The 20,147-nt window shown below is 60.7% G+C and carries 19 protein-coding genes and 1 pseudogene; 18 read left to right on the top strand and 2 right to left on the bottom strand.

Going from position 1 to position 20,147, the window contains the following annotated elements; translation table 11 throughout:
* Positions 1-46 precede the first annotated feature (46 nt).
* The 5 genes and pseudogenes from dprA (at position 47) to AB2B41_RS06735 (ending at position 6,227) form a co-directional block, all read left to right on the top strand.
* Positions 47-1,194 (top strand): annotated as a pseudogene (dprA, locus tag AB2B41_RS06755) (DNA-processing protein DprA).
* Positions 1,195-1,508: 314 nt separating this feature from the next.
* Entirely contained in the window at positions 1,509-4,091 is a 2,583-nt protein-coding gene (gene topA, locus AB2B41_RS06750; protein ID WP_367877000.1) for a type I DNA topoisomerase, read from the top strand.
* Positions 4,092-4,204: 113 nt separating this feature from the next.
* Complete coding sequence (locus AB2B41_RS06745) at positions 4,205-4,807, top strand: L,D-transpeptidase (RefSeq protein WP_367876999.1); 603 nt, start codon at positions 4,205-4,207, stop codon at positions 4,805-4,807.
* A 92-nt stretch (positions 4,808-4,899) separates the two neighbouring features.
* Positions 4,900-5,604: a CoA transferase subunit A gene (locus AB2B41_RS06740; RefSeq protein ID WP_367876998.1), complete on the top strand. Its 705-nt coding sequence runs from the start codon at positions 4,900-4,902 to the stop codon at positions 5,602-5,604.
* Positions 5,604-6,227 carry a CoA transferase subunit B gene (locus AB2B41_RS06735; RefSeq protein WP_367876997.1) on the top strand — a complete coding sequence of 208 codons (624 nt, stop codon included), beginning with the start codon at positions 5,604-5,606 and terminating at the stop codon, positions 6,225-6,227. Before AB2B41_RS06740 ends, AB2B41_RS06735 begins: the two co-directional genes overlap by 1 nt.
* Before the next feature lie 280 nt (positions 6,228-6,507).
* Here the strand turns inward: AB2B41_RS06735 and AB2B41_RS06730 are convergent, their stop codons facing one another.
* Positions 6,508-7,320, bottom strand: a complete 813-nt coding sequence (locus tag AB2B41_RS06730) for a lytic transglycosylase domain-containing protein (RefSeq protein WP_367876996.1) — start codon at positions 7,318-7,320, stop codon at positions 6,508-6,510.
* A 369-nt stretch (positions 7,321-7,689) separates the two neighbouring features.
* Here AB2B41_RS06730 and AB2B41_RS06725 point away from each other — a divergent pair, with 369 nt between their 5' ends.
* From AB2B41_RS06725 to cpaB, 3 genes are all read left to right on the top strand, one after another.
* Positions 7,690-7,872, top strand: a complete 183-nt coding sequence (locus AB2B41_RS06725; protein WP_367876995.1) for a Flp family type IVb pilin — start codon at positions 7,690-7,692, stop codon at positions 7,870-7,872.
* Between the two features lie 114 nt (positions 7,873-7,986).
* The gene (locus AB2B41_RS06720; protein WP_367876994.1) at positions 7,987-8,172 is read left to right on the top strand and encodes a Flp family type IVb pilin; all 186 of its coding nucleotides are present in this window, start codon (positions 7,987-7,989) and stop codon (positions 8,170-8,172) included.
* Between the two features lie 190 nt (positions 8,173-8,362).
* Positions 8,363-9,220: a Flp pilus assembly protein CpaB gene (gene cpaB, locus AB2B41_RS06715; RefSeq protein ID WP_367876993.1), complete on the top strand. Its 858-nt coding sequence runs from the start codon at positions 8,363-8,365 to the stop codon at positions 9,218-9,220.
* Positions 9,221-9,226: 6 nt separating this feature from the next.
* On the opposite strand, the gene AB2B41_RS06710 is transcribed toward cpaB, so the two are convergent.
* Positions 9,227-9,355: a hypothetical protein gene (locus AB2B41_RS06710; protein WP_367876992.1), complete on the bottom strand. Its 129-nt coding sequence runs from the start codon at positions 9,353-9,355 to the stop codon at positions 9,227-9,229.
* A gap of 71 nt (positions 9,356-9,426) precedes the next feature.
* On the opposite strand from AB2B41_RS06710, the gene AB2B41_RS06705 reads away from it, so the two are divergent.
* The 10 genes from AB2B41_RS06705 to AB2B41_RS06660 all read left to right on the top strand — a co-directional run bounded on the left by AB2B41_RS06705 (position 9,427) and on the right by AB2B41_RS06660 (position 19,882).
* On the top strand, positions 9,427-10,863 hold the full coding sequence (locus AB2B41_RS06705) for a type II and III secretion system protein family protein (protein WP_367876991.1): 1,437 nt from the start codon (positions 9,427-9,429) through the stop codon (positions 10,861-10,863).
* The gene (locus AB2B41_RS06700; protein ID WP_420014281.1) at positions 10,850-11,545 is read left to right on the top strand and encodes an OmpA family protein; all 696 of its coding nucleotides are present in this window, start codon (positions 10,850-10,852) and stop codon (positions 11,543-11,545) included. The genes AB2B41_RS06705 and AB2B41_RS06700 overlap by 14 nt, the downstream gene beginning before the upstream one ends.
* A gap of 287 nt (positions 11,546-11,832) precedes the next feature.
* Positions 11,833-13,071 (top strand): CpaE/TadZ family protein, encoded by a 1,239-nt coding sequence (locus AB2B41_RS06695; protein ID WP_367876989.1) that lies wholly within the window; start codon positions 11,833-11,835, stop codon positions 13,069-13,071.
* Between the two features lie 23 nt (positions 13,072-13,094).
* Positions 13,095-14,543, top strand: coding sequence for a TadA family conjugal transfer-associated ATPase (locus AB2B41_RS06690; RefSeq protein ID WP_367876988.1), 1,449 nt, complete (start codon positions 13,095-13,097; stop codon positions 14,541-14,543).
* Between the two features lie 38 nt (positions 14,544-14,581).
* Entirely contained in the window at positions 14,582-15,544 is a 963-nt protein-coding gene (locus AB2B41_RS06685; protein ID WP_367876987.1) for a type II secretion system F family protein, read from the top strand.
* A 10-nt stretch (positions 15,545-15,554) separates the two neighbouring features.
* Positions 15,555-16,538 (top strand): type II secretion system F family protein, encoded by a 984-nt coding sequence (locus tag AB2B41_RS06680; RefSeq protein ID WP_367876986.1) that lies wholly within the window; start codon positions 15,555-15,557, stop codon positions 16,536-16,538.
* Positions 16,535-17,113 (top strand): tetratricopeptide repeat protein, encoded by a 579-nt coding sequence (locus AB2B41_RS06675; RefSeq protein ID WP_367876985.1) that lies wholly within the window; start codon positions 16,535-16,537, stop codon positions 17,111-17,113. Before AB2B41_RS06680 ends, AB2B41_RS06675 begins: the two co-directional genes overlap by 4 nt.
* Positions 17,114-17,162: 49 nt before the next feature.
* Complete coding sequence (locus AB2B41_RS06670) at positions 17,163-18,014, top strand: tetratricopeptide repeat protein (protein ID WP_367876984.1); 852 nt, start codon at positions 17,163-17,165, stop codon at positions 18,012-18,014.
* Between the two features lie 4 nt (positions 18,015-18,018).
* Positions 18,019-18,513, top strand: a complete 495-nt coding sequence (locus AB2B41_RS06665; RefSeq protein ID WP_367876983.1) for a prepilin peptidase — start codon at positions 18,019-18,021, stop codon at positions 18,511-18,513.
* A 61-nt stretch (positions 18,514-18,574) separates the two neighbouring features.
* Entirely contained in the window at positions 18,575-19,882 is a 1,308-nt protein-coding gene (locus tag AB2B41_RS06660; protein WP_367876982.1) for a P-loop NTPase family protein, read from the top strand.
* Positions 19,883-20,147 lie beyond the last annotated feature (265 nt).

Below are 20,147 nucleotides of genomic sequence, written 5' to 3'. Positions count from 1 at the left end.
AACCAACGTCTCCTATACCTGATTCTGCAACGGACGGAGACACGGGATGTTTGATAAGGACGAAAATCCTTCTTCCACTCACCCCCCACTCCCACCCACCCCGGAAGACGAACACTTTGCCCGCCTTCGTCTGTTGCGCTCGCGCCGGGTCGGCATATCCACGTATAAACGACTGCTGACCGAACATGGCACTGCGCAGAATGCGCTGGCCGCGCTGCCCGAGGTGGCGCGCGCCGCGGGCGTTTCCGATTACCGCATCTGCCCCGAGGGCGTCGTGCGGGCCGAGCTGAAGGCGGCCAAAGCCGCAGGCGCGCGGCTGGTGGCCGAGGGGGTTGCCGATTACCCCGCAAGTCTTGCAGAAATCGACGATGCGCCGCCTTTTCTCTGGGTGCTGGGTGATGTCGAGCTGCTGTCGCGCCCAATGATCGCACTCGTCGGCGCGCGCAACGCCTCGTCGCTTGGCACCCGTATGGCCCGGGCCCTCGCCCGCGACCTGGGCAAGGCGGGTTTCGTTATCGTCTCCGGGCTCGCGCGCGGTGTTTATGCGGCCGCACATCTGGCCGCGCTCGACACCGGGACCATCGCAGTGCAGGCCGGCGGCCTCGATATCATCTACCCGGCAGAGAACGCTGAGCTTGCCCAATCCATCGCGGCGCGGGGTCTCAGGCTGTCGGAACAACCCATGGGGCTGCAACCGATGGCGCGTCACTTTCCGTCGCGCAACCGGATCATCTCGGGGCTGGCGCGGGCCACCATCGTGGTGGAGGCCGCCGCAAAGTCCGGCAGCTTGATCACGGCGCGCGATGCGCTTGACCAAGGGCGTGAGGTCCTGGCGGTGCCGGGGCACCCTTTCGATGCGCGCGCGGCGGGCTGCAACATGCTGCTGCGCGACGGCGCCACGCTGATCCGATCCGCCGCTGATGTGATCGAAGCGCTGGGAGAGGCGCGCGAAGCGCCACGTTTGCCGCTGCCGGAACCGCCAAACCGGACAAGACAGAAACACGCAGCCTGCGCGACATCGCTGCCCTGCACAGCAAGATCCTCTCCCGCCTCGGTCCCTCGCCCGTGGCGGAGGATCAGCTTATCCGCGACCTTTGCGCGCCGGCGGCGGAGGTGGCCCCGGCACTCGTCGATCTGGAGCTCGACGGACGGATCGCGCGGCGGCCCGGCGGGCTGCTGAGCAAGGTGGTCTGACGGGTCAGGCAGCGCAGACGGTCTGAGGACGACGTTCTCGGGGGCGGCTGGAGCCGCACCGTCCGACCCTGGTCCGACCTTGTGTCTTTGCAAAATGGCCTGCCTTTCTCAGCCGGTAACGATGCATTCGCAGGCGATCATCTGGGACCAAAACAATCAGGCGCTGGCACTCCCGTCAGCACGGCCCATAGATGAACCCCGAAGCGCGTTCTCGTCACCCCTGTTGTGCCGATCCGCATTGACAATGCCCCCCGCCATCCCACATGTGACACCGCAAAGAACGCCCCCGAATTTCACGCAAGGTGCTTTATTACATGCCAGTTGTTGTCGTCGAATCCCCGGCCAAGGCCAAAACGATCAACAAATATCTTGGCGACAATTATACCGTTTTGGCCTCCTACGGACACGTGCGCGACCTGCCGCCGAAGGACGGATCAGTCGATCCCGAGCATGATTTCGAGATGAAGTGGGAGGTGGCCTCAGACAGCAAGAAACACGTCAAGGCCATCGCCGACGCGCTCAAGGAAGACAATGCGCTCATCCTCGCGACAGACCCTGACCGGGAGGGGGAAGCAATTTCCTGGCACTTGCAGGAGGCGCTGACCAAGCGCAAGTCGATCAAGAAAGATACGCCGGTCAGCCGCGTCGTCTTTAACCAGATCACCCAGAAGGCGGTGACTGACGCGATGCAGAACCCGCGCCAGGTGGATATGCCGCTTGTCGAAGCCTATCTCGCGCGCCGTGCGCTCGATTATCTGGTGGGTTTCAACCTCTCGCCCGTTCTCTGGCGCAAACTGCCGGGGGCGAAATCCGCAGGCCGCGTGCAATCGGTCACCCTGCGCCTGATCGTCGAGCGCGAGATGGAGATCGAGGCCTTCCGCCCCCGCGAATACTGGTCCGTCAAGGCGCTTCTCGCCACCCCCCGCGGACAGGAATTCGAGGCGCGACTTGTCACGCTTGCAGGCAAGAAGCTCGACAAGTTCGATCTGGCGGATGGAACGCAGGCCGAGATGGCGGTGCAGGCGATCACCTCGCGCGATCTTTCGGTCACGAGCGTCGAGGCGAAACCGTCCACGCGCAACCCGTCCGCCCCATTTATGACTTCGACGCTGCAGCAGGAGGCGAGCCGCAAGTTCGGAATGGGCGCGCGCCAGACGATGTCGGCCGCCCAGCGTCTCTACGAAGCCGGACACATTACGTATATGCGGACCGACGGCATCGACATGGCACCGGAGGCCGTGACCATGGCGCGCGACGCGATCAAGGACCGGTACGGGGCGGACTACGTGCCGGGCGAGCCACGCATCTACAAGAACAAGGCAAAGAACGCGCAGGAAGCGCATGAATGCATCCGGCCCACCGACATGGCCAAGGACGCCGCGGCGCTCCGGCTCGAAGCGGATCAAGCCAAGCTTTACGATCTGATTTGGAAGCGCACGCTCGCGTGCCAGATGGCCTCGGCCAAGCTGGAGCGCACAACGGTCGAAATCGGCAGCAAGGACGGCCAGGTCGGACTGCGCGCCACAGGACAGGTGGTGCTTTTTGACGGCTTCCTGCGCGTCTATGAGGAAGGCCGCGACGACGTGGTCGACGAGGACGACAAGCGGCTGCCGCAGATCGGCGAAGGTGACAGAACGGACAAGCGCGCCGTCACGCCCGAACAGCATTTCACCCAGCCCCCACCCCGCTACACCGAGGCGACGCTGGTCAAGCGGATGGAAGAACTGGGCATCGGTCGGCCGTCCACCTATGCAAGCATCGTCACCACCATTCAGGATCGCGGCTATGTCCGCCGCGAGGGCCAGCGCCTGATCCCCGAGGACAAGGGGCGGTTGGTGACGGCCTTCCTTGAAAACTACTTCCGCAAGTACATCGGCTATGACTTTACCGCCGATCTGGAGGACCAGCTTGACAGGGTCTCGGCCGCGGATGCCGATTACAAGGACGTGCTGGGCCGCTTCTGGCGCGATTTCTCCGCCGCGATTGCCGAGACATCCGAGCTGCGCATCACCGACGTTCTGGAAAAGATCAACGAGGTGCTGGAGCCGCATCTCTTCCCACCCAACGAGGACGGCACGGACCCGCGTCTCTGCCCGAATTGCGGAGCTGGCCGCCTGTCGATGCGCACCGCGCGCTCTGGCGGTGCCTTCATCGGCTGCTCGAATTATCCCGAATGTCGCTACACCCGTCCCTTCGGTCCGCCCGATCCGGAAGCCGAGGCGAGCGCGATTCCACCCGATGGGAAACTTCTGGGCACCGATCAGGGCGATGAAATCCGCGTCTTCAAGGGCCGCTTCGGCCCTTACGTCCAGCGTGGCGAGGTAACCGAAGAAAACAAGAAGCCCCCGCGCCAGTCGGTCCCCAAGGAATGGCCGGCCGAGGAATTGGATATCGAGCGCGCGCTCAAGCTGTTGTCGCTCCCGCGCGAAATCGGGCCGCACCCGGAGGACGGCGTGATGGTCTGGGCCAATATCGGCCGTTATGGGCCATACCTTAAACACGCCGAAAGCACGTCGGACCGGGGCGGCACCAATGCCAACCTCGAAAGCCTCGAAGAGGTGTTCACCGTCGGCATGAACCGCGCTGTCCAGCTGCTGGCCGAGAAGAAGGCCAGCCGCGGTGGCCGCGGTCAGCCGGCCAAACCGCTGCGCGAGCTGGGCGAACATCCCGAGGCCGGTGGTCCCGTCAACGTGATGAAAGGGCGGTACGGTCCTTACGTGAAGTGGGAAAAGATCAATGCCACAATTCCGGATACGATGGACCCCGAGGAACTGACCATGGCGCAGGCGGTGCACCTGATCGACGAACGCGCCGCGAAGTCCGGCAAGAAGAAGCCGGCGGCCAAGAAGAAACCGGCAGCCAAGAAGAAGACCGCAAAGAAAAGCGCCACAAGCTGATGAAGAACGCAGTGGAAGGGGCAAATCACATTCGATAAACCGAATGTGATTTGCCCCTCTCCTTTGTCCCTGCCACCTCTGACGAAACAAAAAAGAGCAGGATGGCGCAGGATATGACCAAGGGACCACTCAACAGAAGAAACCTCATTCTAAGCGGAGCGGCGGCGCTTTGCTTGCCGGGCATTACCCGTGCCCAGACCGCCCTGCCAGCCGAGGTGCTTGACAATCCCGTCGCTCGCGATACGCAGGAGCCGGTACGCCGCAATGCGACCAGCTTCATCACACAGCGTTGGCAGGACCATTTCGACGATCTGGGAAAGGCCGCCATTGTCGCCGACACGGTCAGCCGCGCGCTGCACTTCTGGAGCGGGGATGGCACGATCTACAATGTCTATCCAACCTCGGTGCCAAGGACAGACGAGCTGACCAAGCGCGGATACACCCGCATCGTGCGCAAGCGCGTCGGCCCGGACTGGACGCCCACCCCCAGCATGCTTGAGCGCGACCCAACCCTGAAATACATGCCACCCGGTCCCGGCAACCCGCTGGGCACCCATGCCATGTACCTCGACTGGCCCGCATACCTGATCCATGGCACGCATGATACGCGCAAGATCGGACGGCAGTCCTCGGACGGTTGCATCGGCCTTTACAACCACATGATCGAGGCGCTCTACCAGCTCGCCCCAGTCGGCACGCAGGTCCGCATCATCTGATCTGCCCCCCTCTTCAAGCCATTTGACAGTGCCGCGCTGCGGCGTCATTTAGGGGCGTAAGTGCAACTGGACCAGTGAGGGGGAAAAGGCCCATGAACAAGATCTACGGCTCGGCTGCCGAGGCGCTCGACGGTGTGCTTTCAGACGGCATGCTGATCGCCGCCGGTGGCTTCGGTCTTTGCGGCATTCCGGAATTGCTGCTGGAAGCGATCAAGGAAAGCGGTGTCAAGAACCTGACCTTCGCCTCGAATAACGCCGGCGTCGACGATTTTGGCATCGGCATCCTGCTGCAGACGCGTCAGGTGAAAAAGATGATCTCCTCCTACGTGGGCGAGAATGCCGAATTCATGCGCCAGTACCTGAGCGGAGAGCTTGAGCTTGAATTCAACCCCCAGGGCACATTGGCCGAGCGCATGCGCGCCGGCGGCTGCGGCATCCCCGGCTTCTATACCAAGACCGGCGTTGGCACGGTCATCGCCGAGGGCAAGGAGCACAAGGAGTTCAACGGCGAGACCTATATCCTCGAAGAAGGCCTCTTTGCCGACCTGTCGATCGTCAAGGCGTGGAAGGCCGATGACACCGGCAACCTGATCTTCCGCAAGACCGCGCGCAACTTCAACCCGCCCGCCGCCATGTGCGGCCGCATCTGTGTGGCCGAGGTCGAAGAGATCGTGCCGCGCGGCGAACTTGACCCCGATCACATCCATCTGCCCGGCATCTACGTGCATCGCATCATTCAGGGCGAACACGAAAAACGGATCGAACAACGGACGACGCGCAAGAGGGAGGAAGCCTGATGCCCTGGGATCGCAATCAGATGGCGGCACGCGCCGCGCAAGAGCTTGAAGACGGCATGTACGTGAACCTCGGCATCGGCATCCCGACGCTGGTGGCGAACTACGTGGGCGACAAGGATATCACACTGCAATCCGAGAACGGGATGCTGGGCATGGGTCCCTTCCCCTTCGAGGGCGAGGAAGACCCCGACCTCATCAACGCCGGCAAGCAAACGATCACGGAGCTGGCGCGCACGTCCTATTTCGACAGCGCGATGTCCTTCGGCATGATCCGGGGCGGCAAGATCGCCGCGGCAATCCTTGGGGCCATGGAGGTTGCCGAGAACGGTGACCTCGCGAACTGGATGATCCCCGGCAAGCTCGTCAAGGGCATGGGTGGTGCCATGGACCTCGTCGCGGGCGTCGGTCGCGTGATCGTGGTGATGGATCACACCAACAAGCATGGTGAAAGCAAGGTGCTCAAGGAATGCACCCTGCCGCTCACCGGCAAGGGCGTTGTCGACCGGATCATCACCAACCTCGGCGTGCTGGACGTGGTGGACGGCGGGCTGAGAATCGTCGAATGCGCCGATGGCGTGAGCGAAGAGGAACTGCGCGCCGCAACGGAAGCGACGCTCGTCTAGGTCCCCCTGCCGGGACGGTCCCCGCCCCATCTCCGGGCTGGAGCCGCCTTCGCTTGAGCACGTCAGGGCGGAAGGACAGCCGGTTGCCAAGCTGAATTGCCGAGGGACCCGGCTTTGCCGGGAGACGGCCATTCTGCTTGGGAAGCGGTTGGCCTTCTGCCATGAAAGGGATCAATCGAAGGTGGCTCCGGCCCCTCCGGGATGGTGGGCCTGAAGCGACAAACAAATAGTGTAACGCGCGCTTGCGCGCTCAATTTGACTGAACCGAGATATCTCCGGCCTAATTCATCGCGGCGAAGACGCAGCCATCGGTGATCAGTTCCGGCGGCGTCATGCACAGCCCGCGCGCCACCTGAAAGGCGGCCAATACCTTTGGCACATAGTCGCGGGTTTCGGGAAAGGGCGGTACGCCCTCATGCTGCCGGACTGAACCTTCACCCGCATTATATCCCGCCAGAACAAGGATCGGATCGCGGTTGAACTCCTCCATCAACCAATTGAGGTATTTCACACCGCCCTTGATGTTCTCGGCTGCTGCAAAGCTGTCCGATACGCCGAAACGGGCGGCCGTGTCGGGCATGAGCTGCATCAGCCCCTCGGCACCCGCGCGGCTGATAGCATCTGCTTTCCCCGCCGATTCGACCGTGATCACCGCCAGCACCAGGGCCGGGGACACTTGCGTGTCGATCGTCGCGCGCAGGATATCGATGCCGTTCGCCCGCGCGATATCCTGCATCTGCTGCAAACGCGGGGATGGGACCGTGCCTCCGGCACTCGCCAACGCCGTCATTGCCACATCGAGGCGGCCTGGGCCGGATTGCGCGGCCTCTGGAGATACCTTGTCCCAGAACCAGCCGAACTGGCCATCGCCCGATTGCGCCACTGCCCCAGAAGGAGTAGCCACGGCGACCGGGGCGGGTTCTCTGACTTTCTCCGCAGGATCGATCTGGATATTGATGCGGTTCGTGCTGCCTGCTTTTGGTGGCTTGATCCGTTTTGCGCTGAACTCCGGGAACGGCTTCGGCCCTTCAGCCACCGCCAGGGACGCTGAAATGAGCCCCAGAAGGAGCGCCAAGTGAAGAATCCGGATCATGCCTGCCTGCTTTTGTTATGCTTGTCGGCTCGATTTAGGGGAAATATCCCATATCGGGACCTTCCAAACCAGTAAATCATGGCGAAGAACGTGGCGATCTCGCCATATTTGGTGTCCAAAAAGTTAGAAATCGACGAAATCGACCACTACCATAGGCTTTTTATTATTTTAAATCAGCGCACTAACAAGAAAATACAAAGAATCTGCGCGATAAATGAAAAAGTCACATTTGCCGCCAAATTCATGCCCCATTCCCCCGTCTATATAGCGTCATACCAAGTCGGACAGGTAGCCAACTGAGAGAAACAGCTGCCACAGAGGACGACGGGGTTGGAAACCAAACCTAGATGATCCTTGGAGGGACATACCATGATGAACTTTATCAAGAACTTCCGCCGCGACGAAGACGGTGCCGTGACTGTTGACTGGGTCGTGCTGACCGCTGCTGTTGTGGGCCTGGCCGTTGCTGCCTACACGTCCATCGAGACCGGCGCGTCGAACCTGACGTCCAACACCGGCATCTTCCTGGACGGCCGTGACCCCAACCTCTAATAGGTTAGGCTCACAAGCTTGAATACACGCTTGGGGGTCGCGTTCGGGAATACTGAACGCGGTCCCCTTTCTTCTCCGAAAGAAGTGTTTCCACCAATAGCTTGAGGGCAGACAATGCGGGAAAACATCCTTCATTTCCTAAGATCCGAAGACGGTGCAGTCACCGTCGATTGGGTCGTTCTGACGGCTGCCGTGGTGTCATTGGCAGCAACGGTGATCTTCGCCATCCAAGGCAGCACCGATGACGTTGGGGACGGCGTCGGCACCTATCTCACGGATGTCACTCCGGGTGATGTATAAAAGAATAACGAGTAAGAAGGCCGATCCAGAAGGATCGGTTTCGTTCTTTTTTTGACGCGCGCTGGGATACCCGCGCGCCTTAGCCTTTTCATCGAGGCGGCAAACAATAGCCACAATCGACCGCCATTGTTGATGTGCACAAGAGGCTCCGGGACAAATCCCGGCACGAACAGTAGCAAGGGGTAAGAACATGCGGATGGTATTTGGACTGGTTCTGTTGGTGGGCATCGCGCTTGCCGGTGGTGCCGTTTATCTGGCCAAGGATCGGATCGCGCAATATCAAGCCGCGAACGCCAGGGCCCAGGCGGCACTTGCGAAGGTGGTGCCGACCAAAACGGTTTACGTTGCGACCGAATCCTTGAAATACGGACAAAAGCTCACCGAGGAACTGGTCCGTCCGGTCGACTGGCCCGAGAACGCCATTCCCGAAGGCGCCTTCATGGAAATGACCGCGCTCTTCCCCGAAAATACGGACGAGTTGCGTGTGGTTCTGCGCGCTATGGAAAAGGGCGAGGCTATCCTCGCCGTCAAAGTCACCGAGCCGGGCGAGGATACAGGCCTTACATCCCGTCTCGAACGTGGCCAGCGTGCCTTTACCATCAAGGTTGACGTCTCGAGCGGCGTTTCGGGCTTCCTGCGACCGGGCGACCGGGTAGATGTCTACTGGACCGGCCGCGTAAGCCGTAACGGTGGCGCCGGGGGCGAGGAAGTAACCAAGCTGATCGAGGCCGGCGTAAAGCTGATTGCAGTGGACCAAAGCGCGGGCGGCAATCTTGACGAGGCGACGATCGCGCGCACGGTTACAGTTTCGGTGAGCCCGCAGCAGGTTGCCGGGCTTGCGCAGGCACAGTCGACCGGCAAGCTGTCGCTTGCTCTGGTCGGTGCCGAAGACGACACGATCGCTACCGCGATCGAAGTCGATCAGCGGTCGCTTTTGGGTCTCGCAACCGAGGCCGTCATCTCGGAAGCACCGAAGGAAAAGGTTTGCACGATCCGGACGCGCCGTGGCGCAGAGGTGGTCGAGCTGCCGATCCCCTGCACCAACTGATCCGGTTTATCCGGTGAAACCAAGTGCTTGCACCAGCGCCGCCCCTTCGCGGCGCTGTTTGCGTTTCGGGGCATGTTGCCCTTTGCCCACATAAGCAGTTGCAAGGAACACCTTGATTCTTGCAATAAAATCCAAACTGACGCAGAGTGATCCAAATGACGGGCGACAAGACCCATCTCTGAGGCGTGATCAAAAAGGCAGGTCACATGAAAATCGACAGACTCCTCAAAGCAGCCCTTGTCGGGCTGTCCCTGACTGCCATGCCCCTGGCGACGTTCACACCGAACTTTGCCCAGGCGGACACGCTCAGGGTCGTAAAACGCGGCACGAACGCGCCGCTGAACGTTCCCATGAACCGTGCCGTGGTCGTTGAAAGCGATATTCCCTTCGCCGAGCTCAGCATCGCGAACCCCGGGATTGCCGACATTTCCTCCCTCTCCGACCGCACAATCTACGTGCTGGGCAAATCGCCCGGCCTGACCACGCTGACGCTGCTGGATGCCAGCGGCCAGCTGATCACCAACGTGGATGTGCGCGTGGCGGCCGACGTGACCGAGTTCAAGGAACGGCTGAGGCAGATTCTGCCGGGCGAACAGATCGAGGTGCGCACCGCAAATGACGGTATCGTGCTGTCGGGTATTGTATCGTCAAGCCAGCGCCTGCAGCGCGCCCTTGACCTTGCCGAGCGTTATGCGCCCGAGCGTGTGTCGAATCTGATGAGCGTCGGTGGCGTCCAGCAGGTGATGATGAAGGTCCGTTTCGCCGAAATGCAGCGCAGCGTGTCGAAATCGCTCAGTTCTTCGCTGGCATTGAACGGCGCGATCGACAGCACCGGCATCAATGGCGGCACCGGGACCACCGCCACCGCTGGCGGCGTGGCGAATTCCATCAACGGCACCGTCCCCGCGATCAACCAGAACGCAGGCGCGGTTCTTTTCGGCTTCAATGCGGGTTCGGTTCAGGTCGGTCTCCTGCTGGAAGCCCTCGAACAGAAAGGTGTCGTCCGTTTTCTGGCCGAGCCGAACCTTGTCGCACTCTCCGGGCAGGAAGCGCGCTTCCTCGCTGGCGGCGAATACCCGGTTCCGGTTGCCCAGACCGACAACAGAATTTCCATTGAATTCAAGCCCTTCGGCGTCGAGCTGACCTTTATCCCCCGCGTGGTGGACAAGGATGTCATCAACCTCGAGCTGAAGGCGTCCGTCTCGGCCATCGACCCCACAAACAGCGTGATCCTGGGTAACGGGATCGAGATTTCCGCCTTTACCCGGCGCGAGACCTCCTCGACCGTGGAGATGCGCGACGGCGAGAGCTTTGCCATCGCGGGGCTTCTGACCGACGATTTCACCGATAACTCCAGCCAGTTGCCCTGGATCGGGGATGTACCGGTGCTGGGAGCTTTGTTCCGGTCCGCGGATTATCAGCGCAGCCAAACCGAACTGGTGATCATCGTGACCGCACATCTGGTCACACCGACACAGGGCGAGGCGCTTGCCCTGCCGACGGATCGCATTAAGCCCCCGACGGAAAAGGATCTTTTCCTCTACGGCCGGACGGCTGAGGGAACGCGCCCCCCCAAGAAAGGTGCGGCAGGAGAAGTCGCCAAGCAGGACTTCAGCGGCTCTTACGGATATGTACTGGACTGATCGGATGAGGTCCCCCATGCGCAGAAAACTCACATACGCCGGCATCGTGGCGGGGCTGACGACCTTACTGGGCTGTGCACCAAGCTCGGACCCGGTCTATACACAGTTCTATCGCGAAGCGGGTGCGCTGGCGGATACCGGGTATTTCGGCAACGCCAACCTCAACAATCGCCTCGTGATGACCGGGGAACGGCAGTATACGCTCGATCTGGCAAACCGTTTTGCCGCCGAAGTGCAGTCCATGGTGACCTTTGACTTCAACTCCTCGCAGCTTGACGGCACCGCGCAGGCCATCCTGCGTCAGCAGGCCGATTGGATCAGACAGTTTCCCGAGGTCCGCTTCCGGGTCTATGGACACACGGACGCGGTCGGGTCGAATGCATACAACCGGGCGCTCGGCAAGCGCCGTGCCGACGCGGTCGTACGTTTCCTGACCAGCCAGGGCATCAGCCGATCGCGCCTTGAGGCGGTGGTATCCTTCGGCGAAACTCAACCTCTGGTGGTGACGCAGGGACGCGAACGCCGCAACCGCAGGACCGTTACGGAAGTGAGCGGATTCGTGAAACGCCACCCCACCGTTCTCGATGGAAAATACGCCCAGATCATCTACCGGGACTACGTGACAAGCGCGCAGGCACCCACCCAGCTGAACGAAACGACACTGGGCGAGAACACCAACTAAAAGACTGAAAAACAATAAAAATCCCGTCGAATTATCACAGGATTCGGCGGGATTTTTCTTGTTCCCGGGATCGACGGTCAATCCTGCGGCGATCCGCCTATCGTTTCAAGATATCCAACAATCGAAACCTTTTGGCCCCAATCTCGCCCAAGTTGCCTGCGATAGCTGGCTCCAAGGACCAGTGTGTCCAGGCAATTTGCCAGGCATGGGTACCGCGAAACGCGAAAACCGGACGACAGATGCGGGATGCGATTTCGCCAGCCCTTGTGAGCGAAGGAATGAAGGCTATGAGTAGTGTTATGCCACAACCCGAAGCAGCGCCGATCGTGGCCTGCACGGTCAGTCGTGACGTGCAAAACTTTGATCTTCTGATTGAAGACATGGAAGACGCCCTTGGCGAAAGCTGGGGCGACCTCGGATTCGCCGAGGCGCTGGCTTTTTTCGGTCAGCCCGAAGCCGAAACAATGGAATTCATCGCGCTTGCGCTGGACGAGACCGACGAGGAGAACCTCGTCCTGATGTCCGAGATCATCGCGCAGGCCAAATCACGCGGCATCAAAGTGATCCTGATCGCCGAAGACGTCACCCCTGCAGCGCTGCATTCGCTGCTGCGGAAAGGGGCGGATGAATTTGTCCCCTACCCGCTGCCGGAGGGCGAACTGGCGCAGGCCATCAACCGTGTCCGGGCGCAGGAAGAGCGGGTCGACGTCGAGACCGAGAACCGCCCGCGCCTCAAGGCGGGCGCGCAGAAGAATGGCGCGATGATTGTGGTGCATGGGCTCGCGGGTGGTGTTGGGTCTACCACGATGGCGGTGAACCTTGCCTGGGAGCTGGCCAATGTCGACAAGAAGGAACCGCCTTCGGTCTGCCTGCTCGACCTCGATCTGCAATTCGGCTCTGTCGCGACGTTCCTGGACCTGCCCCGGCGTGAAGTGGTCTATGAGCTGCTGTCAGACACGGAGAACATGGACGAGGAAATCTTTGGCCAGTCGCTACTGACCTACGAGGAACGCATGCAGGTGCTGACCGCGCCAAGCGAGATGCTCCCGCTGGATCTTGTCACGTCAGAAGACATCACCCGTATTCTCGACATGGCGCGCAACCAATTCGACTATGTTGTCGTCGACATGCCCTCGACCCTTGTCCAATGGTCCGAGGCGGTTCTCAATCACGCGCATATCTATTTCGCCCTGCTTGAGCTTGACATGCGCTGTGCCCAGAACGCGCTGCGGTTCAAGCGCGCCTTGCAAGCCGAGGAACTGCCGGTCGAAAAGCTGCGCTACATCCTGAACCGGGCGCCGAAGTTCACCGACCTGAACGCCAAGGGCCGCGTCAAGCGCATGGCGGAATCGCTCAGCATCTCGATCGACGTGCAGCTTCCCGATGGGGGTAAGCCGATCACCCAGGCCAATGACCACGGCATGCCCCTGGCCAGTTCGGCCCCGAAAAGTCCGTTGCGAAAAGAGCTGATGAAGCTCGCGGCAAGCATTCATGACCTCAAGGGCGATCAGGCCGAAGCGGCCTGATCTTTACAGTGGAAAGATAGACGATGTTTTCAAAGTACAAAAAGCCCAGCGCAAAAGCTCCTACGAAGGAGCCCGTCGAGATCATCGACAACGTCACCTCTCTGGAAGAAAAAAAGCCGGCGGCGCCTGCCCCGGCTGCCATGCGTCGTCAGGCACCGAAAGCGGCGGCACCGGTGGCAGTGGACAAGGAAGTCAAACGCAAGCAGCGGATGTCCGAGATCAAGCTGGAACTGCACAGGGCGCTTCTCGACAACCTCAACCTTTCCGCTCTGGAACACGCGACAGAACAGGACCTGCGCCAGGAGATCAACGCGATCTCCTCCGAGATCCTCGCCGAGAAGAGCATCGTTCTCAACCGCGAGGACCGGATGCAGCTCAACTCGGAACTCTATGACGAGGTGACGGGCCTTGGTCCGCTCGAGACGCTGCTGAAGGACGACACGGTCAACGATATCCTCGTAAACGGCCCGCAGCAGATTTTCGTGGAACGCGCAGGTAAGCTTGAGCTGACCGACATCACGTTCAAAGATGAACGCCACCTTCTGCGCATCATTGACAAGATCGTTTCCGCGGTGGGCCGCCGCGTCGACGAATCCAACCCCTACGTGGACGCCCGCCTGCAGGACGGTTCGCGTTTCAACGCGATGGTGCCACCGATTGCGGTGGACGGCTCGCTTGTCTCGATTCGTAAGTTCAAGAAGGACAAGCTCGGTATCGACGATCTGGTCAGCTTTGGTGCCTTTACCGAAGAGATGGCCGCCTATCTGCAGGCCGCCGTGGCTACCCGCCTCAATGTCATCGTCTCCGGCGGTACGGGGTCCGGTAAGACGACGACGCTCAACGCGCTGTCCTCCTTCATCGACAACTCCGAACGCATCCTCACCATCGAGGATACGGCGGAACTTCAGCTTCAGCAGACCCACGTGGGCCGGATGGAAAGCCGCCCGCCGAACGTGGAAGGCAAGGGCGAGGTTTCCCCGCGCGACTGTCTCAAGAACGCGCTGCGGATGCGCCCCGACCGCATCATCGTCGGCGAGACACGCGGCGAGGAAGTGATCGACATGCTCCAAGCCATGAACACCGGCCACGACGGATCGATGACGACGATCCACGCGAACTCCGCCCGAGACGGTGTTTCCCGTCTGGAGAACATGATCGCCATGGCCGGCATCGAGATGCCGATCAAGGCGGTGCGCTCGCAGATTTCTTCGGCTGTGAACCTGATCGTGCAGGCCAGCCGACTGCAAGACGGCTCGCGCCGCATGACGTCGATCACCGAGATCACGGGCATGGAAGGTGACGTCATCTCCATGCAGGAGATCTTCCGCTACCAGCGCGTGGGCCTGACGCCTGACAACAAGATCATCGGCCATTTCACCGCGACCGGCGTCCGGAGCCATTATGCCGAGCGCTTCCGCCTGTGGGGGTACGACCTGCCCTCCTCCATCTACGAGCCCGTCGCGGCGCAATAATACTGGGTGCGCCAGAAGGCGCAAAAAGGACAAAAACCATGAGCGCAGAACCAATCATCTACGGCCTGATCTTCGTCGGCGTGCTGGTGCTGGTCGAGGGCATCTATCTGGTGGCCTTCGGCAAATCCATCAGCCTCAACAGCCGCGTGAACCGCCGCCTTGAGATGCTGGAAAAGGGCAACCGCCGCGAAGTGGTGCTGGAGCAGTTGCGCAAAGAAATGCGCCAGCACATGGATGCCAAGACCATCCCGCTCTATTCGCTTTTGTCGGAGAAGGCGCAGAAGGCAGCGATCGCCTTTACCCCCAAACAGCTGATCATGATCATGGGCGGCCTTGCGGTGATCGCCTTCATGGGCCTGACCATCGGGACCGAGACCGAGGTCGCCGTGCGCGCGCTGATGTCGGTCGGTATCGGGATCGGTGCGGTTTACTTCTGGGTCTCATCCAAGGCGAACAAGCGCATGAGCATGATCGAGGAGCAGCTGCCCGATGCCGTGGAACTCATGGTGCGTTCCTTGCGCGTTGGCCATCCGTTCTCGAACGCGATCTCGATTGTATCGAAGGAAATCCAGGACCCGCTGGCATCGGAATTCGGGGTCATCGCGGATGAAAGCGCCTACGGCCGTGACGTAGGCGAGGCGCTCAAGGACATGGCCGAGCGGCTCGACATGCAGGATTTGCGCTTCCTCGCCGTGGCGGTGACAATCCAGCAGCAATCGGGCGGTAACCTTGCCGAAATCCTGGCCGGTCTGGCAAAGGTGATCCGCGCGCGTTTCCGCCTCTTCCGGCGCGTCAAGGCGATTACGGCGGAAGCCAAGTGGTCCGGCAAATTCCTGTCCGCCTTCCCCATCGTCGCGCTGATCGTGATCAACGTCTCCGACCCGCATTACTACGACGACGTGAAGGATCACGCCATGTTCATCCCAGCCTGTTTCTTCGTGGGGATCATGCTTGCGCTGAACCTCTTCGTGATGCGCGTTCTGACGGACATCAAGGTGTAGGGGCAGGATCATGGGACTTTTCAACGCGATCAACGACAAGATCACCGAACTGCTTGGCCCGATGGGGCTGATCATCATCGTGGGCGTGCTGGGCGTAAGCCTTGTGCTGCTGACCGTGCTGATGATGATGCGCCAGCCGGAGGACCCGCTTGACAAGCTGAAGCGCTCGACCAAGACGGGTGCGAAGGGTCAGACCAAGGCACAATTGCGCCAGGCCGACGAGAACAAACAGCTTCAGAAATTCGCTAAGTTTCTGGAACCCGAGGATGTTAACGAGCTTTCTGCCAAGCAACTCATGCTGCGTCAGGCAGGCTACCAGGGTCGCGATGCGGTACGCATGTATTACTTCGCACAGATGGCGCTTGGCGTGCTCGGGCTGCTTGGCGGGGTGATCTACATCAACTTCCTCGGTGGTGGCGAAGGGCTGAGCACTCAGAAGACCATGCTCTATACCGTTGGTCCGGGCGGGATCGGATACTACCTTCCGAACTACTGGATCACCCGCCGCGTCGAGGCCCGCAAGGAAGAGATCACGCGTGGTTTTCCGGATGCGCTCGACATGATGCTGGTCTGCGTCGAAGCGGGTCAGTCCCTTGACCAGTGTATCGTCCGCGTCGCGCGCGAGTTGCGCGCCTCCTACCAGGCGCTGGCCGAGGAATTCGAGGTCGTCGCCTACGAGATGAAGGCCGGCAAGGACAAGACGCAGGTCTTGAACGACATGGGCGAACGCTGCGGCGTGCAGGACGTGTCGTCCTTCGTGACCGTGCTCGTTCAGTCTGCAGCCTTCGGTACCTCGATCGCCGACGCGCTGCGGGTCTACGCGGGTGAAATGCGTGACAAGCGCGTGATGCGCGCGGAAGAAGCCGCAAACAAGTTGCCAACGAAGATGACACTCGCCACTATGATGCTGACGGTGCCGCCGCTGCTGATCATCCTGGTCGGCCCTTCGGTGCACGGCATCACGCAACTGGGCAACATGTCAGGACCGCAATGACGCGAAAGACAGGAGACAGACGCCACTTTGCGCTTGTCTCCGCAGCATTGATCGGATTGGCCGCCTGTTCTCCGGGCGGCTTTTCCGCATCCAAGGACCCTGTCTTTGCACCCGGTGTCGATCTTGCGGAAGACGCCGAAGACGGGATCGAAGTGGGTCACAGGCTGATGGCCGCAGGTCAATACGAACTGGCGATCAAATCCTTCAATCGCGCGGCCCTTGCCCAGGGCATGAACGGCGAAATCCTGTCCGGTCTCGGCAGTGCCAATCTTGGTTTGGGGCGTCTTGGACAAGCTGAAATGCTTCTGCGGCGGGCGGTCAAGGAAGAGGGCGAGCACCCGGAGACCTGGAACAACCTGGGCGTGGTCCTGATGGAGCGGGGCGAAACTGCAGAGGCCGTGCAGATATTCAAACGGGCCTACGCGCTCGACAATGGCGAAAGTGACGCAATCCGGGACAATCTGCGGTTAGCACTCGCAAAATCGGAAAATTCTGATACGTTGGAAATCGACGACGAAAGCTACAAACTGGTGCGACGCGGAAGCGGAGACTATCTCATTCGCGCGACACCGTGACCGTCGGGGCCGCAAAGGCCGAGGCAGAGCAGTAAAAAGGACGCAAGAAATGCGCCACCCTATCCTTCTCGCCGCCTGCTTGGCAGGGGCAAGCGTAGTTGCAGGCTGCGCCGAAAAAGATGCGAACGCCACCGTTGAACGGGCCTTCAAGGACGTCAATGTCGTGGATGAAACCAATCTTTCAGACGTGATGCTGACGGTGGCCGACCCGAACGAGGCGGTCAGCTACTTCGAGCGCGCGACCAAGGAAGACCCCAGCCGGATCGATAGCCAGCGCGGTCTTGCGTCATCACTCATCCGCGCCAAGCGCGTGACCGAGGCGGCGGTTGCCTGGAAGAAGGTCACCGAGATGCCCGAGGCGACTTCGGACGACTCGGTCGAATATGCGGACGCTCTGATCCGCTCGGGTGATTGGGCAAGCGCGGAAAAGGTTCTGGATTCCGTGCCGCCGACCCACGAAACCTTCAAGCGCTACCGCCTGGAGGCGCTGGTCGCGGACAGCAACAAGGAATGGAAGAAGGCTGACAGTTTCTACGAAATCGCCGTAGGTCTGACAACGACACCGGCCTCTGTGATGAACAACTGGGGTTATTCCAAGCTGACACGCGGCGATTACGCCGCCGCCGAACGGCTCTTCTCTGACTCGGTCCGTCAGGACCCGGACCTCTTCACCGCCAAGAACAACCTTGTCCTTGCCCGGTCCGCACAGCGTGACTACACCCTCCCGGTTGTGCCAATGAACCAGACGGAACGCGCGCAGCTGTTGCACACCATGGCACTCTCGGCGATCAAGCAGGGCGACGTGGAAACCGGCAAGAGCCTTTTGCGCGAGGCCATCGACACCCATCCGCAGCATTTCGAGGCCGCCGTGCGCAGCCTGCGCGCGCTCGAGAACAGCTAGGCCTATGGCGATCACAGCCAGCCACGCGATGTGGTTCCTACCCTTCGTTCTGCCCATCTGTTTCTACGTCGCCTTCACGGATCTTGCGCAAATGAAGATCACAAACCAGGCGGTTGTGATATTGGCGCTGATTTTCGTGGTGCTGGGTCTGTTCCTGTTTCCGTTTCAGGAATATCTCTGGCGCCTTGGCGCGCTCGTGATCGTTCTGATCGTCGGTATCGTCCTTAATGCAGCAGGCGCGCTCGGGGCGGGCGACGCGAAGTTTATCGCAGCGGCGACGCCCTACGTCTCTCTAGGTGATCTGCGCCTTTTGATGGCCCTCTTCATGGCGACCCTTCTGGCGGCAGCCGTCGCGCACCGTGGGATCAGGATGACCCCCCTCCGCCGCCTCGCGCCCCATTGGGAAAGCTGGGACCGTGGCAGGAAGTTTCCAATGGGCCTCGCTCTTGGCCCCGCTTTGGCCATCTATCTGATCCTCGGCGCCCTTTATGGCGCCTGAATAACGCCATATTCAGCTTCTAGTGTACATCCATGTGCAAGTCTGACCAAGGATCCGCCAGATGAACATGCAGAATTCCACCGTGATGGCCCCACCCCCGCCCAAGCGGCTTGAGGACATGCGGCTGTCCGTCGTGATGATGCGCGACATCGTGATCAAGACGATGTTCCGCAAGAATATCGATATGGTAACCGAACTGGCTGCAGCCGTTTGCCTGCCGATCCCCGTGACCCAAGAGATCATCGACATGGCCCGCACCCAGCGTCTGGTCGAGGCGACGGGCACGCTCAATGCGAACAACGGCAACGAGATGGGCTACCAGCTTACCGATAACGGCAAGGCCCGCGCGCTCGATGCTCTTGCCCAGTCCGAATACTTCGGCGCGATGCCGGTCCCGCTCGAGGTTTACCGCGAGCAGGTCAAGCGGCAGTCCATCCGCAACATTCAGGTCACGCGCGACCAGCTGACCAGTGCCATGGGCCACCTTGTTCTTCCCGACAGCTTGCTCGATCATCTCGGCCCCGCCGTTTCGGCCGGCCGCTCGATCCTCATGTACGGCCCGCCGGGCAACGGTAAGTCCTCGATCTCCAACGGCATCCGGGACTCGCTCGACGACAAGGTATATGTGCCCCGCGCCATCGAATATGCCGGTCAGGTGATCACGGTCTATGACCCGATCGTGCATTCGAAGGCCGAGGAAGAGGTACAGGACCCGACCTCGCTGCGCCGCGTCACCCGGTACGACACCCGCTACGTTTGCTGCGAGCGACCCACGGTGATCACGGGTGGCGAACTGTCACTCGACATGCTCGATCTTGTCTATAACCCGACCGCGCGCACCTACCAGGCGCCGCTGCAGCTGAAGTCCACCGGCGGCATCTTCATCGTCGACGACCTTGGCCGCCAGAAGGAACCGCCGCAGGCGATCATCAACCGCTGGATCGTGCCGCTGGAAGAGGGCAAGGACATCCTCGCCCTGCAATCGGGCGAAAAATTCGAGGTGCCCTTCGACACGCTGGTGATCTTCTCGACCAACTTCCACCCGAACGAAATTTTCGACCAGGCGGCCTTGCGCCGGATCTTCTTCAAGATCAAGATCGACGGGCCGAACCAGCAGAACTTCCTAAAGATCTTCGCCATGGTCGCCAAGAAGCGAGGCATGCCGCTGAACGAAGAGACGCTGGTGCACTTGCTCAAGGTCAAATACCCGACGATCGATAACACCTATGCCAACTACCAGCCGATCTTCCTGATCGACCAGATGATCTCGATCTGCGAATTCGAGGGTATCCCTTACCAGATGTCGCCCGATCTGATCGACCGGGCCTGGGCGAACATGTTCGTCAAGGACGAGCATATCGTGAAGTGACGTCCTTCGCGCGGTTCTTACTGAACTGTTAGTGATTGAACGTTATTCTCACAACAGACGATACGTCTCGGACATGAGACTCCAAGTGACGGCGCGGGTAATGCTAGTACCCGCGCCGTCTTTGGTTCAGGCCAGCCAGATCATGACGAGGATCGTCACGACCATCAGGTCCAGCACCAACAGACGATACGTCTGCTCGGACATAAGTCCTCCTTGCGCACCACCCCGCCGAAGCCTGGTGCCCCGGCTTCGTGTGCGTCAAGCG

Origin of the sequence: Sulfitobacter sediminis, from assembly GCF_040811725.1 — a bacterium.
GTDB classification, from domain to species: domain Bacteria; phylum Pseudomonadota; class Alphaproteobacteria; order Rhodobacterales; family Rhodobacteraceae; genus Sulfitobacter; species Sulfitobacter sediminis.
The sequence above is the reverse complement of the archived record's forward strand: the minus strand, read 5'-3'. Positions and strand labels throughout refer to the sequence as shown.

Excerpts from the sequence above, each read along its gene's own strand:
- AB2B41_RS06740 (WP_367876998.1), top strand. The coding sequence starts at position 4,900 with ATGAACAAGATCTACGGCTCGGCTGCCGAGGCGCTCGACGGTGTGCTT.
- AB2B41_RS06695 (WP_367876989.1), top strand. The coding sequence starts at position 11,833 with ATGAGTAGTGTTATGCCACAACCCGAAGCAGCGCCGATCGTGGCCTGC.
- AB2B41_RS06700 (WP_420014281.1), top strand. The coding sequence starts at position 10,850 with ATGTACTGGACTGATCGGATGAGGTCCCCCATGCGCAGAAAACTCACA.
- AB2B41_RS06660 (WP_367876982.1), top strand. The coding sequence starts at position 18,575 with ATGAACATGCAGAATTCCACCGTGATGGCCCCACCCCCGCCCAAGCGG.
- AB2B41_RS06745 (WP_367876999.1), top strand. The coding sequence starts at position 4,205 with ATGACCAAGGGACCACTCAACAGAAGAAACCTCATTCTAAGCGGAGCG.
- AB2B41_RS06675 (WP_367876985.1), top strand. The coding sequence starts at position 16,535 with ATGACGCGAAAGACAGGAGACAGACGCCACTTTGCGCTTGTCTCCGCA.
- AB2B41_RS06680 (WP_367876986.1), top strand. The coding sequence starts at position 15,555 with ATGGGACTTTTCAACGCGATCAACGACAAGATCACCGAACTGCTTGGC.
- AB2B41_RS06685 (WP_367876987.1), top strand. The coding sequence starts at position 14,582 with ATGAGCGCAGAACCAATCATCTACGGCCTGATCTTCGTCGGCGTGCTG.
- AB2B41_RS06730 (WP_367876996.1), bottom strand. The coding sequence starts at position 7,320 with ATGATCCGGATTCTTCACTTGGCGCTCCTTCTGGGGCTCATTTCAGCG.
- cpaB (WP_367876993.1), top strand. The coding sequence starts at position 8,363 with ATGCGGATGGTATTTGGACTGGTTCTGTTGGTGGGCATCGCGCTTGCC.
- topA (WP_367877000.1), top strand. The coding sequence starts at position 1,509 with ATGCCAGTTGTTGTCGTCGAATCCCCGGCCAAGGCCAAAACGATCAAC.
- AB2B41_RS06690 (WP_367876988.1), top strand. The coding sequence starts at position 13,095 with ATGTTTTCAAAGTACAAAAAGCCCAGCGCAAAAGCTCCTACGAAGGAG.
- AB2B41_RS06665 (WP_367876983.1), top strand. The coding sequence starts at position 18,019 with ATGGCGATCACAGCCAGCCACGCGATGTGGTTCCTACCCTTCGTTCTG.
- AB2B41_RS06670 (WP_367876984.1), top strand. The coding sequence starts at position 17,163 with ATGCGCCACCCTATCCTTCTCGCCGCCTGCTTGGCAGGGGCAAGCGTA.
- AB2B41_RS06705 (WP_367876991.1), top strand. The coding sequence starts at position 9,427 with ATGAAAATCGACAGACTCCTCAAAGCAGCCCTTGTCGGGCTGTCCCTG.
- AB2B41_RS06735 (WP_367876997.1), top strand. The coding sequence starts at position 5,604 with ATGCCCTGGGATCGCAATCAGATGGCGGCACGCGCCGCGCAAGAGCTT.
- AB2B41_RS06725 (WP_367876995.1), top strand. The coding sequence starts at position 7,690 with ATGATGAACTTTATCAAGAACTTCCGCCGCGACGAAGACGGTGCCGTG.
- AB2B41_RS06720 (WP_367876994.1), top strand. The coding sequence starts at position 7,987 with ATGCGGGAAAACATCCTTCATTTCCTAAGATCCGAAGACGGTGCAGTC.